This is a genomic window from Variovorax sp. AC103 (assembly GCF_979254005.1).
The window spans coordinates 1-246 of sequence record NZ_CEEDFC010000091.1 but is presented as its reverse complement, the minus strand read 5'-3'; the positions used below and the strand labels follow the sequence as shown (position 1 = coordinate 246).

The 246-nt window shown below is 71.5% G+C and carries 1 pseudogene; it reads right to left on the bottom strand.

Annotation, left to right across the window (positions count from 1 at the left end):
• A pseudogene (locus AC0IYU_RS34920) lies at positions 1 to 246 on the bottom strand (alpha/beta hydrolase); the annotation flags it as partial.

Here is a 246-nt window from a genome sequence, read left to right as displayed (position 1 = left end):
GCCTCGACCCTCAGCAGCGGCGCGGTGATGCGCGCGTAGAGCGCCAGCGTCTCGTCGACGCGGAAGCTGTGGGCGTTGACGATCTTGTGCGCCGGGTCGCCAAGAATCTGCCAGCGCTCGCCGCCGTCGGGATGCCCGTGGGTCACCGACCAGTGGCTGGCGAGCCAGTTGGCCTTGTCGGGCGTGAGGCGGGGGTTGGACTTCATGAGGCGGCGCGCCACGCCGTCCACGCCCGAGTAGCCGGCC